Consider the following 13665-nt stretch of genomic DNA (forward strand, 5'->3'; position numbering starts at 1 on the left):
ATGCCTCAGCGAGTGCGTGCGGAGCGCAATAAAAACCGTTCGAAATGGTATCTGGAAATATTGATTTAACATCATAAAAGATGACAAGTACGTTAAAACAAGCTATTGATAGATAAAGCGAATTCTAGCTTTTTCCCGTACACATCGTTCCTCGCTGCCGGACGAAATACGCATGAATGAAAAACGGAGCCCGCAGGCTTCCAAGCCGCAAAATCCAGCCAAATCGTTCTTTGAAAATGAACGTCCGACGCTGAAGACAATTGCATTCATGACCGGCCTTGGCGTGACCACGGTTTCGCGTGCTTTAAAGGATGCACCGGAAATCGGTCCGGAAACACGAAAACGCGTACAACTGATCGCCCGACAGATCGGCTATCGTCCCAATCGTGCCGGTGTGCGCCTTCGAACCGGCAAGACGAATGTCATTGCCCTTGTCCTGAACACACAGGACGAGATCATGGGCTTTACCAGCCAGGTCATTCATGGCGTCGCGGATGTTCTTGCCGAAACGCAATATCATCTCATTCTGACACCCTATTTTCATTCGCGGGCACCAATCGAACCAATCCGCTACATCGTGGAAACGGGTTCAGCCGACGGTATTATTTTTTCGCGTACAGAACCGGACGATCAGCGCGTCCATTATCTGACGGAACATGATTTTCCGTTTGCCACCCATGGTCGCACTGATACGGGCATTGAGCACCCTTTTCACGACTTTGATAATTTCACTTTCGCGCTGGATATGGTTGGCAAACTAGCGGCGCGCGGACGAAAGCGGCTCGCTTTACTGACTCCACCCGCGCATCTCACCTATTACCGGCATATGGTAGGTGGATTTTATGAAGGTCTGCGTGCCTTTCACTGTGGTGGATCGCCGCTCGAAGACGTTGATCTCGATACACCGCTTGAGGATTTGCGACAGCATATAGCTCAATTGATGAAAAGGCCTGATCGACCGGACGGTATCATCTGCTCTGGCAGTGCAGCCGCTCTGGCAATTGTTGCCGGTGTAGAAGATGCGGGATTGAGTATCGGTAATGAAGTCGATGTCGCAGCCAAACAATCGACGCAGATTTTGCATTGGTTTCGCCCGGGGCTGATTGTCGTCGAGGAAAGTTTCAAGCTGGCCGGGCAGCAGCTTGGCAAAGCCATTCTGGGCCGGATTAACGGCATCGATGTGAGGTCCTTGCAGACCATCGGATAAGAATGGGCGGAGGCCACTCCGGACCCGTGAGCCCGGAATAGCCTCCTATCGCTCGGGAGGAGCGATGCAAAGTCAGTTCGCCGCCCGTTTCTTTCCATTTTCAACTGGCCGCAACAAAGCCTCAGCCGCTTTAATGTTCAGTGCTTCCGGGCGCGTGCAACGCGTTTCGATGTCGATGAAACGCTTTTCCTCGCCTGATCTCAAAATAGCCAGCATGACATCGACCCCATGCAGTGCACGCTCCAGTGAACAACGTATATCGCGGCCATTCAGAATAGCAGCCGCCATATCTGCCAGACCAGCCGTTCTATAGTTAGCCATCATACCTTGAGAATGCTGTTCATTGGCAACGCCAAATGGATGCTCCCAATTTTTAACTGGCTCTACTGGTTCGCCCGGCTTAGCCATTTGAACTTCTCCGCCAAAAAAATTGGGATCGGGCAGGTAAAGCGATCCTTCGGTGCCATACAACTCCATGTTCGCATGGCGATGCGCCCAGACATCCCAACTGGCTGATAGTGTTACTGTTGCGCCCTGTTCGAATTCCAATAATGCGTGAATGGTCGTTGGCGTCTCCACAGGAATGGCTTCGCCCTTGCGTGGTTCAGAGCTAATCGTCCGCGTCGGTGTAGCTACAGAAGTCAAAGCGGCGACACGCTTCACGGGGCCAATCAGATTAACGAGATTGGCGATGTAATACGGTCCAAGATCAAGGATCGGCCCACCGCCCTTTCGGAAGAAAAAGTCCGGATTCGGATGCCAATGCTCCATGCCATGGCTCATGACATGGCATGTACCGGAAGTGATGCGACCGACATTACCATTATCGATTTCGCGCCGCGCCAGCTGATGGGCTCCACCCAGAAACGTATCCGGCGCGCACCCCACTTTCAGGTTACGACCATCGGCGAGCGCCTTCAGTTCCAGCCCCTGCTCCATCGAGAGAACCAAAGGTTTTTCTGAGTATGCATGTTTGCCTGCGGCCAGAATTTGCTTCGTGACAGCATAATGAGCATCGGGAACTGTCAGGTTGACGACGATGTCAATGTCGTCATTCTGAAGCAGCTCGTCGATAGTCTGCGCTTTTACACCAAACTCGTCTGCGCGCGCTTTTGCTGCAGCAGGATTTATATCCGCGCACGCCATTATTTTGATACCTCGAAACATGGGAGACAGCCGCAGATAGGCAGTGGATATATTACCACAACCGATAATGCCGACACCAAGTGTCTTGGTCATTTCGCTCTCCAACTCAGAAATTCTTTACGGTTTCGATGGAACGGCTCGCAAATCGGGTGTCGTCCGACGGATTATCGTGTTCCATGATGAAATAGCGGACGGGCGTCTTGCGCAAAGCCGTAAACAATTCAGCCCAGTCCACAGTGCCATGTCCGACGTCTTCCCAGCCGTCTTCGTCGGTTTTTTCACCGGCTATGGCGATATCCTTGACATGGACCGCAAGGATTCGGTCGCCATAGCGCCTGATCCATTCAAGCGGGTCGGCACCACCTTTGATAATCCACGCAATATCCGCCTCCCATGCAAGATCGGGCGAAGCATCGAGGATATGTTCTTGTGGCACGGAACCGTCGGCCAACGGGCGGAATTCGAAGTCATGGTTGTGCCAGCCAAATGCATAGCCCGCCTTGCGATAATGCTCTCCAGCGATAGCAAGGCGCTTTCCGAACTCCTGCCAACCGGCAACACTATCCGGGCGGCGGTCTGCATCGAGATAAGGGCAGAAAATAGCCTTCATATCGGCGACCTTGGCAATCTCCAGAACACGGTCGACTTCGTTCTCCAGCATATCCAGACCAAAGTGCCCGGTAGGCATGGAAAGTCCCAATGCGTCGAGGTCCTTCTTTAATCGAACAGGATCACCATAAATCCCCCCATAGCCTTCCACCCGACGATAGCCGAGATCCCGCAGCATGGTGAGCGTTCGTTCCAACGGTTGGAAGTTGCGGGAGCTGTAAAGTTGATAGGAATATCCGTTCATGTCCTCGTCCTCAGAACTCTATCCAGAATTGTGTCGGGCTTTCTTGCGAGCAAAAAATCCCCGCACGGTCCGAGGCAAGCCCTCGTGCCGTCCATTGAAAGCCAATAGCTTCGCCTCTCGCAGGAGAGGCTCTTAAGGGGAGCGTTCTTCGCTATTCATCTAAAGCCTCTCCTCCGTTTGCGCATCGAAAAGCGACAGGGCATCCGGCTTGAAACCAATCCTGACCTTCTCACCTGCCCGATAGCGCTTCCCCGCTTCCACCCGTGCGGATAGCGAATGTCCGTTCAGGCGAAGCCAGACCAAACTGTCGGCACCCATCGGCTCGTCCAGATCGACGGTCGCCTCAAAACCATCTTCGACATCAAGTCTAGTATGCTCAGGACGAACCCCGAGAGTGGCCTTACGTCCGGGTGTCAGCCCACCGTCATATCCATCAAGCTGAACGGCGGTCTCGCCAACATGGAAGACTGGCTTGCCATTTGTAGCCGTAATTTCTCCCGTAAAGAAATTCATCGACGGCGAGCCGAGAAAACCCGCTACGAACCTGTTCTTTGGGCGATTGTAAATCGTCGACGGATCAGCCAGTTGTTGGACCACCCCACCTTTCATGACTGCGATGCGGTCCGCCAATGTCAGGGCTTCGATCTGGTCGTGCGTGACGTAGATCATGGTATTGCCGAGTTTCTGGTGAAGGCGCTTGATCTCAACGCGCAGCTCAGAACGTAATTTTGCATCCAGATTGGAAAGCGGTTCATCGAACAAAAACACGTCGACATCGCGCACCAGCGCACGACCGATCGCAACACGCTGACGTTGTCCGCCGGACAGGGCTGAGGGTTTACGTTGCAGCAAAGGTTCGATCTGGAGAATTTCAGCAGCACGCTTGATACGCTTATCGATCTCTCCTTTGGGCAGCCCGGCAACACGTAAACCAAAGGAAAGGTTCTTTTCGACAGTCATCTGCGGATAAAGCGCATAGGATTGAAACACCATGCCGATACCGCGATCCTTCGGTTCTTCCCACGTAACGTTACGCCCCTTGATGAAGATGCTGCCTTCCGAAATATCGAGAAGGCCCGCCACGCAATTGAGCAGCGTAGACTTGCCGCAACCGGAAGGCCCAAGAAGCACGAGGAATTCACCCTCCCCGATCTCCAGATTGAGATTTTGCAGCACATTGACCGAGCCGAAGCCGAGCGATAGGTCCTGGATGGAAACGCTGGAGTTCATCAGTTCATCCTTTCACTGCGCCAGCGGCAATGCCGCGTACAAAATACCGACCAGAAACAAAATAGACGAGCAATGGCACAGCCCCGGTAAGAATGGTGGCGGCCATATTGACGTTGTATTCCTTCACGCCCTGCATGGAGTTGACGATATTGTTCAGCTGGACGGTCATCGGAAAATTCTGGGTTCCCGCAAATACCACGCCGAACAGAAAGTCGTTCCAGATACCGGTCACCTGCAGAATGATTGCAACCACGAAGATCGGCAGCGACATCGGCAGCATGATCTGAAAGAAAATGCGCCAGAACCCGGCTCCGTCGACACGCGCTGCCTTGAAGAGTTCCGGCGGCAGGCCGGCGAAATAGTTGCGGAACAACAACGTCAAGATCGGCATGCCGAAGATGGTATGAATGAAGACAACGCCGGTCAGCGTGCCGAATATACCAAGCTCGCGCGTAATGATAACGAGCGGATACAGCATGACCTGATACGGAATGAATGCCCCAAACAACAAGACTGAAAAGAATATTTCCGATCCTTTGAACTTCCAGTTGGCCAGCGCGTAACCATTGACCGAAGCAATGGTGATGGAAACGATCACGCTCGGCACGGTGATCTTGATCGAATTCCAGAAACCCGCGCTAATGCCTTCACAATAAAGGCCGGTACAAGCCTGACTCCATGCCTTGACCCATGGCTCAAAGGTGATTTCGACTGGCGGTGAAAAGATGTTGCCGAGCCGGATCTCCGGCATACCCTTCAGAGAAGTGACTACCATCACGTAAAGCGGCAACAGATAATAGACGGCAGCAACGAACAAAATGCTGTAGAGCATGATGGTGGCCGGTGCAAAGCGCCGTTTTGGCTTACGACCCCACGGCTGCGAAGCCCGCTTTTGTGCCGGACGAGCCTGGGCTGCTACAGCCTCAGTTTCGGCTGGCCTCTTCCTGTTGAGGACAGCTTCAGTCATCGCGCTTTCCTCCGACTATATTCTAGCATTGTCCAAGGAACGAGAATGATCAGAACCGTGGTCAGCATGACGGTAGAAGCAGCAAGCCCCTGCCCCAAATTGGCCCAGCCGAACATGAAATCGTAGACATATTTTGCTGGTACTTCCGACGCTATGCCGGGACCGCCATTGGTCATGGCAACCACCAGATCGTATAGTTTGACGATGCCTGTCGCGATAAGAACGACGGTCGTCACCAGAACGGGGCGCATCATCGGCAGGATGATGAAGAGATAGGCTTTCCACTTCGGAATGCCGTCAACTCGTGCAGCCTTCCAGATTTCATCATCGACATTGCGCAGCCCGGCCAGCATCAGAACCATGACCAACCCCGTCATCTGCCAGAGCCCGGCAATGACAATTGCATAGATGACGTAGGTGCGGCTCGACAGGATAGCCATCTGGAAGTTGTCGAAGCCTATATCGCGAATGACTTTCTCCAGTCCGAGTTGGGGATTGAATATCCACTGCCAGACAAGGCCCGTCACAATGAACGACAGGGCATAGGGATAGAGGAAAATCGTGCGAAATGTGTTCTCGAAGCGGATTTTCTGGTCCATCAGGGCAGCAAGGACAAACCCCGCCACAAGGGAAAAGCCCATGCAGAGGACGCCATAGATCGCCAGATTGCGGACTGACACATGCCAGCGGGTTGCAGAAAACAGGCGCGTATATTGATCGAAGCCGACAAAATTCAACATAGGCAGCGATTTGGAGGACGTGAAGGAATAAACAACCGTCCAGAGCGTGCAGCCAATGAAGACCACGAGAACCGTCGCGATCATCGGAAGTGCTGCAACCTTTGCATTCAGATTGCGAAATATTCCCGACGGCTTTCCACGACTGCCCTCTTCCATGACGGCCATGATACTCCTCCCTGTTCCGGTTCTCGGAGTGTCCTGTACCGTCGTCCTCATCGACAGCGCAGGACTTGAACGTGACTATTGTGCCTGTTCGATAATCTCCGCAAAACGTTCCTGAATATCATCGACCGTCATGTCTGGATTGGAGAAAAACTCGGCAGCCAGACTTTCGATTTGCCCTTGGGTATCCGGCGCACGCAACTGCTCCACAGAGGGAACGATGTTGTCCGGGTTCTTCAGAATATCGATACCCGCACGCATGCAGCTCGAGGCTGAATCGAGATCCACATCGCCACGGATCGGCAGCGAACCCTTGGCCAGATTGAAGGCAACCTGCGTTTCCTTGGAAACGAGCATGCTTGCCAGCTTGAGCTGTGCCTTGGTGACTTCCGGATCCTTGTTCTTCGGGAAGTAGATCGCATCACCGCCAGTATCCAGATATTGATGAACGCCGAGTCCTGGCAAACAGTCATAATCCTTGCCTGCAACCTTGCCTGCTGTCCCAAACTCGCCTTGCGCCCAGTCTCCCATGATCTGCGTACCGGCGCGGCCGGTCAGCACCATGTTGGTCGCCTCGTTCCATGAACGGCCCACATAACCCGGGTCAGCCAATGAGCGCGCCTGAGCCAGCGCTTCAAAAACCTTCTTCATTTCAGGACCGCGTGCCGCATCGGCGTTCTTGTCCTTATTGACCTTTAGATAGAGGTCCTTACCGCCAATCGCAGTTGTCAGGACGGTCAGCATGCCATTCACCTGCCAACCGTCACCGGTCGCCAACGGCACAATGTTCTTTTCCTTCAGCTTGGGAGCTGCAGCTATAAGGTCATTCCAGTTCTTTGGAGGTTCGGTTCCGGCCTCGCGAAAGGCTTGCGGATTGATCCACATCCATTCCCATGAGTGAATATTCAGCGGCACACAGTAGAGGCGCCCTTCATAAGTACAGGATTCCAAGAGGCTCTTCGGGCGAATGAAGTTGGCCCAGCCTTCCTTTTCGGCAAGCTCGGTCAAATCCGTCATCAATCCGCCCTGAACCAGTTCTTCAGCCTGCCGTCCATGATTGAGCTGGGTCGCTCCCATTGGATTACCGCCGAGAATACGGCTGATAATGATCGGGCGGGCTGTAGCACCGCTACCGGCAATCGCCCCATCGACCCACTTGTCGCCGCCGAGCGCGTCATATTTTTCAGCGAGAACTTTGACAGCTGCCGCTTCACCACCTGATGTCCACCAATGCGTAACTTCAAGATTAGCCGCAGAAGTTGAATCTGCCATTGTCAACGTTGTCATAGCGAGACAAACAGATGTGGCGAGAACTTTTGCTCTTTCTGGTAACATTCCATATCCTCCCAAATCTGAAACGTTACAGATATGGTATTCAAAACCATCTCGCTTGCAAGTCCTTAATTTCTGACAAGTGGGATCTAGCACTCAGGCAGAGTTTAACAGATTGATCTTTTGTTGTTTTCCTGAAAGAAATTTTTTGGTGTGAAAGGATCATCTTGTGTTTTATCTCGTTTGATATTCAGCATGAAACACTCAAGGTCTATGAATCTGTAACGTTACAGATTGAAACAATCCCAAACGAAAAGGGCGCTCGTGAGAGCGCCCTTCCTGCATTTCGAAATCGACTTGAATCAGGCCACCTTGCTCACGAGGCCATGCGGATCGAGAACGAATTTCTTCGCCGCACCCTGATCAAAGCTCTCATAGCCCTTCGCCGCATCCTCAAGTGAAATGACCTGAGCGTTTACGATCTCGGCGATATTCAGGCGTCCATGCAGGATCGCCTGCATCAGTTGGCGATTGTACTTCAGAACGGGTGTCTGTCCGGTATGGAATGACTGCGCCTTGGCCCAACCGAGACCAAACCGTAACGACAAGCTGCCTTGTTTCGCAGCATTGTCGACAGCACCAGGGTCTTCGGTGACATAAAGCCCCGGAATACCAATTGCCCCGGCGGGACGAGTTATCTCCATCATCTGGTTCAGCACGATCGCCGGTTGCTCGCCACCGCTATGACCGCGCGCCTCGAACCCAACAGCATCAATAGCACTATCCACTTCGTTGCTGCCTGTGACTTCTGCAATCATGTCGCCGAGACGATCACTTGCCGAAAGATCGATTGGTTCGAAACCCACTTTCCGCGCGTGATCGAGCCGTTCCTTGTTGAAGTCACCGACCATAACGACCGCAGCGCCCAGAATGCGAGCGGATGCCGCAGCAGCAAGCCCCACCGGTCCCGCACCCGCGACATATACAACCGAACCAACCCCGACGCCGGCTTTCACCGCACCGTGAAAGCCGGTCGGCAAGATGTCAGAAAGCATCGTCAGGTCGCGGATTTTTTCCATCGCCTGCTCGCGATCAGGGAACTTGAGTAGATTGAAATCGGCATAGGGTACCATGACATAGCGGGCCTGCCCACCAATCCAGCCTCCCATATCCACATATCCATAGGCGCCACCGGCACGCGACGGGTTGACCGTCAGGCAAACACCTGTGTCCTGGGATTTACAGCAACGGCAGCGACCGCAAGCGACATTGAACGGGACTGAAACGATGTCGCCCACATCGAGCATCTCGACATCGCTGCCTTTTTCAATAATTTCACCGGTAATTTCATGCCCCAGCACGAGACCGGGCATCGCAGTCGTGCGTCCGCGAACCATATGCTGGTCGGAACCACAAATATTTGTCGAGATTACCTTCAATATAACGGCGTGGTCCAGCTTCCTCCCGTCCGGTGCCGCTAACGCTGGATCTTCAATATCGCGCACTTCGACTGTCCCGGGCCGCAAATAAACGACGCCACGGTTCTTGCTCATGTCTACCTCCTCCAGGTCGAACAACACTGACAGATTTCAAACAATGCAATGATCGATGGTCTCCGGACGCAAATTGACAACGCCCGTTTCAGGGAGGTTACAGACGGAAAGCGAGCGGTTCAGTCCCAATCGCGACACGTCTCATTCAAATTGAACTTGAGGATTTGGTTCACCACCGTCAGTGTGCAGTAAGCTTCATGTTTCCCGCGCCGTCATCAAAAATGAAGGCAGGGCCGACAACACGTACACTACGGTCTGTTATGGGAGCAAAAGACGCCGCTGAAGCAGCTACGTCATCATTACGAGTCGGTCGAGCATCTGGCATGGGAACAACGACATTTTTGAACGCGCGACCGCCCTTGTTACTGGCCCGCAGCTCACTGATCTTGTCGACATAACCGGCCCAGTTGCATCTTCTGAAATCACCGCTTCCCTGATAGTTATATGCGGTAGACAACTCGACATAGGGCTTACCGTTCGAGACTGACACCATATCGGCCGTTTCGCCGTTCGGATCATTCAGAACGTAGAGATCGACATTCTCCCCCTGACAAATAAAACGGCATTGTGCCACTGTTTCCGTCACGCTGTCGGACTTCTGAAACTGTGAATGCGGAGCTGGGAATAGATAACCATCCGACAAACGCACACAATAAGTCAGGGCGCCTTTGATACCATTCGGCACCCATGGCTTGTCGTTCGTTGCGACAGACGCAACTTTGGGACGATCAAGTTTCACTTTTGCTGCCGGACTGGCAGCCGGTTGTTCTACGCATGATCGGGAAGAAAGCGAACTGGATGAAAGCTGCCGCTGTATTTCAGCTATTCTTTGAGAAAGATCGCGGCAAGGATTGAAAAAACCGCCGCGTTCGTCGCCACCCTTGCAACCACGGCTGCGTTCCAGCGCGCGCAGTGCCGAAAGCTGGCGCTGCGTCATCATATCCGCAGCACCGGCTGCACGCGTGCAGGACGCGGCAGCCAATTGCGGGAAACAGAACAGTCCAATCAAAAGAAGCAAGGCGAAAGATTTTGCCACCACAACACCTTTGAAACCCATAACTTTTGATGATCACCTCACCGACAAGAGCTGACGAGGTGCTTCCATTTCTGAGCTCCCTCGTTTGGAGTTCAGCACTTGATCCGGATCCATTTCCGATACCAGAGCGGCCAATGCCAATCGAAGATAAAGCGGCGCATCAGTGCGATCTATCGCTTTCAGCGCAACTCGCGAAATACCGAGAGAGTGGGCCAGCTCCTGCTCGGATGTGTTTAGGGATGCACAGATTCTCGCGAGCTTTTCGTATGCACGTCTACCCATTACCGTTGTTCCCTCCTCTGTCATTACAGCGATCATCTCCGATCGCCATTGCCTTCACCATTTTATATTCAGCCCCAAGTTACCCTCCCATATCCGGTTGCGTTCGCCACCAAGATTGGTCGTGTAGTCTGCAGTCGCAAACAAACTGGCTTTCTCGGTAATATCCAAGGTCAGCCCACCACCCAGTTCCAGCGATGTGCCCTTGAGATCAGTCACAATCGGATCAGTGGCAAAACGCACAGTCTGATCCGATGAAAAATTCTGCCAAAGATTGGCTTTCAGATATGGCCGTAATTTCCCGACCGAAGTTTCTTGTTCACCCTGCAATCTGAACCCGATCCGGCCCGTCCATGCATCACCTGTATCAAACGCTACCGAGGAATAACGATCAGCCTGATCATCAAGCGAGAGATGCTGCCAGATCAGTTGCGCCTGCGGCTCCAGTGTCCAGCTTTCGCTCAGGGCGAGAGGATAGCCTCCTTCGAGCGAAGCCGTAACCCCATGCCCGTCGAGGTCAATACTCTGACCTTCATTCGAGGTTGCATCACCACCGAACCACGTTCCCATAAGTATGGCGTCGAGATACCAGCCTTGCGGCCCGATATGAGTCCAGTACCCGCCGAAACTCGTACCCGTAACTTCGAGATCGCCAACAGCGAGATCGTTCCAGCCGAGCGCTTGCCCGGTGATATCACCTGTTGCGCGGGCATAACCGAAAAACAGACCGAAACGGTCAAAATGTCCGCCATCCGTTTCGCGACCCAGAATATCCTGTCCCGCCTGAATACCAAAGAGCTTTCCGTCGAGACCCGGTGCAACCGTTCCTCGCCATTTCATATCAATATCCTGCCCGAAGACTCTGCCCCAGCTCGCAGGCAGATATCCGGCAGTTTTCAGCAAATCCTGCTCGCCACGACGTTCATGAAACGTACCGAGCGTAGAAAGCGCCAGATGGTACGCCACAGGCGGCAATGCTGAATAAACCGGCACTTCCTTGCGATAGAGAGAAATCACGTCGCCCTTAACCCTCGTTGCACCAGGTGAAGGCGGAACTGCTCCGTCGAATGGAAGGACAACATTCTGTTGTTGACCCGTCGTATTGTCGGGTGGATTAGGAGCCTCCGCCGATACGGGAGGTGGAGGTGCATCGGGAGCGGAAGCATCTTCTGTTACCGGCGTTTCTGTATCCGGGTCGACAGGCAAAGTCGCTGGAGGCTGCTCGAGTGCGGGTGGCGGCGCAGTTGTTTCGGGCTCTTCCGGCGAAACGGATGTTCCCCCCGTCGAAGCAGGCGGTTCGCTTCCACGAACCAAAGTTGATCTCAGATACCAGTTCTCGGTGGTATTCGCCGTTACACCGCCCTTGAACAGAAAATATTCGTAGGCACCGGCAGCAGCACGACCGTTCAGTGAAAAAGCATTCTGACTGGTGGAACCACCATTCAATGCTTGTACGACCATAATGCCGTTCGCATTTGTTGCAGCGCCTGCCCCACCCGCGTTGGTAACCGCAATGGCGGTGTTACCTGATGCAACACCTGTATCGATCACAAGCTTGTCCGAAGGAGCGCCATCAGAAGCCAGAACGGTATCTAAAAACAGAAGACCGTTCTGCCCGACGTAATTGCCCTTGATCGTAAATGTGTCAGTAGTGCTCGTCCCTCCATTGGTGAGATCAATACGCCCGGCGTTGAAGACACTGGCCAGTTGGCTTACTGCGAACGGGTTCACACTACCCATTGCAGCACCGCCATAGACGGTGCTCGTCGCATCGATATTGAGCGTCCCCGTTCCCGTTCCGGCGTCGCCCAACGTAAGAGCGCTGTCGAAAACAAGGCGCGTATCGTCAGTAAGGTTGATTGTTTCCCAGCTGTCAAAACGGGAGACTTTTCCTGTTTTCACATTATTGAACGTGAGAACATCATTCCCATCGCCGCCGCTAAGCCGTGCAGTAGCGCCTATATTGGCATCTGTAAGGTTGGCAAGAACGGCCGTATCGTTATCCGGGCCAAGATCAATCTTCCCATAGATTATGCCGCCACCACTCCATGAAAACTGATCATTACCGAAACCGAGCAGAACATCACCTGCAACCGTGCCGCCCGTCATGGTTACACTGTCGGTTCCACTACTGATGCTTATATTGCCGCCGATCATACCGCCAGAAACGATAATCGTATCATTACCAAGCCCGGCAATCAGATTGCGGTCAATTGTTCCGCCAGACATGTTGAAATAATTATCATCAAGCTTGAGATTGACGCGTCCGATGCGTCCATCCGTCATCACTGCATAATCGCCATCGTCAAAGGCATCGACGATACGTCCACCCGACATAAAAAATTGGTCGTACCCGTTACCCTGATTGAGCGAACCAATCTCGCCGCCCGTTATACGGAACTCGTCAATATCATTTCCCTGACGAACATTGCCTGTAACGCTTCCGCCCGTAATGAGAAAGCTGTTGAAACCATCGCCCTGATTGACATTCCCTACAATCGAACCGGAATGGACTTCCACGCGGTCCACACCGGAGCCGAACGCTACATCTCCGCTGACGGTGCCTGTCCCTCCAGTCGGCAAAAGCAATGTATTGTTACCATTGAGGTCGGTAAGACCGCCGGGAGATGTGCCGCTGTCGCAAATGAATGTGTCATCACCTAGCGTCGGCGAAAACGAACATGCAGCCATGCCGGGAGTGCTTTGTAGCAAAACCGTTCCTAAGGATATGAGCGCTGTGCTGGACAGAAAACGGATGGCGCGCGAGCCGATGTTGCGACAATGCATTGAAACCCCTCAGCTCTTTGCAGTGCTCTACTCAAAACAATAGAAGGGTATTTTCTTTCATTAGGCAACGTAAAATATCACTTCAAAAGTGAAACTACTTCCACAAAACAAAGATAATCAAAATTTCAAAGCAACCATATCGATTACCAAAATATGACACCTTTTCTTCCGAGTAAAATAGCATGAAATATATTTTATAGCGTAAACTGCTAATTTTGCTCATATATTCGCCTTGATCCCCCTGAATAGGGGGATTCACACGCTACCGCACACAGCGCGCTCTGGTTGAAATTGGTGTAAGCAACCGAATACCAACTGAATGTGATCAAAACCTTCTAAAAGAGCCCAATATTAGCTTTATCTACGAAAATCCCGTCAGCCGGACAGATTTGAACGTCTCTTGACCCAGAATCCGAGAAGCGGATTCATTAAC

10 protein-coding genes are annotated in these 13665 nt (G+C 52.7%); 1 reads left to right on the forward strand and 9 read right to left on the reverse strand.

What is annotated here, in order from left to right; genetic code table 11:
• Window positions 1-172: 172 nt before the first annotated feature.
• Window positions 173-1207: a LacI family transcriptional regulator gene (locus tag LJ361_RS06895; RefSeq protein WP_010658659.1), complete on the forward strand. Its 1035-nt coding sequence runs from the start codon at window positions 173-175 to the stop codon at window positions 1205-1207.
• Window positions 1208-1279: 72 nt separating this feature from the next.
• Here the strand turns inward: LJ361_RS06895 and LJ361_RS06900 are convergent, their stop codons facing one another.
• The 9 genes from LJ361_RS06900 to LJ361_RS06940 all read right to left on the reverse strand — a co-directional run bounded on the left by LJ361_RS06900 (window position 1280) and on the right by LJ361_RS06940 (window position 13232).
• Window positions 1280-2446, reverse strand: a complete 1167-nt coding sequence (locus LJ361_RS06900) for a Gfo/Idh/MocA family protein (protein WP_151615627.1) — start codon at window positions 2444-2446, stop codon at window positions 1280-1282.
• A 13-nt stretch (window positions 2447-2459) separates the two neighbouring features.
• Entirely contained in the window at window positions 2460-3206 is a 747-nt protein-coding gene (locus LJ361_RS06905; protein WP_010658657.1) for a sugar phosphate isomerase/epimerase family protein, read from the reverse strand.
• A 159-nt stretch (window positions 3207-3365) separates the two neighbouring features.
• Window positions 3366-4436, reverse strand: a complete 1071-nt coding sequence (locus LJ361_RS06910) for an ABC transporter ATP-binding protein (protein ID WP_010658656.1) — start codon at window positions 4434-4436, stop codon at window positions 3366-3368.
• A 4-nt stretch (window positions 4437-4440) separates the two neighbouring features.
• On the reverse strand, window positions 4441-5403 hold the full coding sequence (locus LJ361_RS06915) for a carbohydrate ABC transporter permease (RefSeq protein WP_012092878.1): 963 nt from the start codon (window positions 5401-5403) through the stop codon (window positions 4441-4443).
• Entirely contained in the window at window positions 5400-6308 is a 909-nt protein-coding gene (locus LJ361_RS06920) for a carbohydrate ABC transporter permease (protein WP_010658654.1), read from the reverse strand. The genes LJ361_RS06915 and LJ361_RS06920 overlap by 4 nt, the downstream gene beginning before the upstream one ends.
• A gap of 75 nt (window positions 6309-6383) precedes the next feature.
• A complete protein-coding gene (locus tag LJ361_RS06925; protein ID WP_043063068.1) occupies window positions 6384-7640 on the reverse strand; it encodes an ABC transporter substrate-binding protein in 1257 nt (418 codons plus the stop codon).
• 299 nt (window positions 7641-7939) lie between these two features.
• Complete coding sequence (gene fdhA, locus LJ361_RS06930) at window positions 7940-9130, reverse strand: formaldehyde dehydrogenase, glutathione-independent (RefSeq protein WP_029927596.1); 1191 nt, start codon at window positions 9128-9130, stop codon at window positions 7940-7942.
• A gap of 178 nt (window positions 9131-9308) precedes the next feature.
• The gene (locus tag LJ361_RS06935) at window positions 9309-10070 is read right to left on the reverse strand and encodes a DUF2865 domain-containing protein (RefSeq protein ID WP_264813079.1); all 762 of its coding nucleotides are present in this window, start codon (window positions 10068-10070) and stop codon (window positions 9309-9311) included.
• Between the two features lie 432 nt (window positions 10071-10502).
• Entirely contained in the window at window positions 10503-13232 is a 2730-nt protein-coding gene (locus LJ361_RS06940) for an autotransporter domain-containing protein (protein ID WP_264813082.1), read from the reverse strand.
• Window positions 13233-13665 lie beyond the last annotated feature (433 nt).

Source organism: Brucella sp. JSBI001 (assembly GCF_026014005.1).
Taxonomy (GTDB): Bacteria; Pseudomonadota; Alphaproteobacteria; order Rhizobiales; family Rhizobiaceae; genus Brucella; species Brucella anthropi.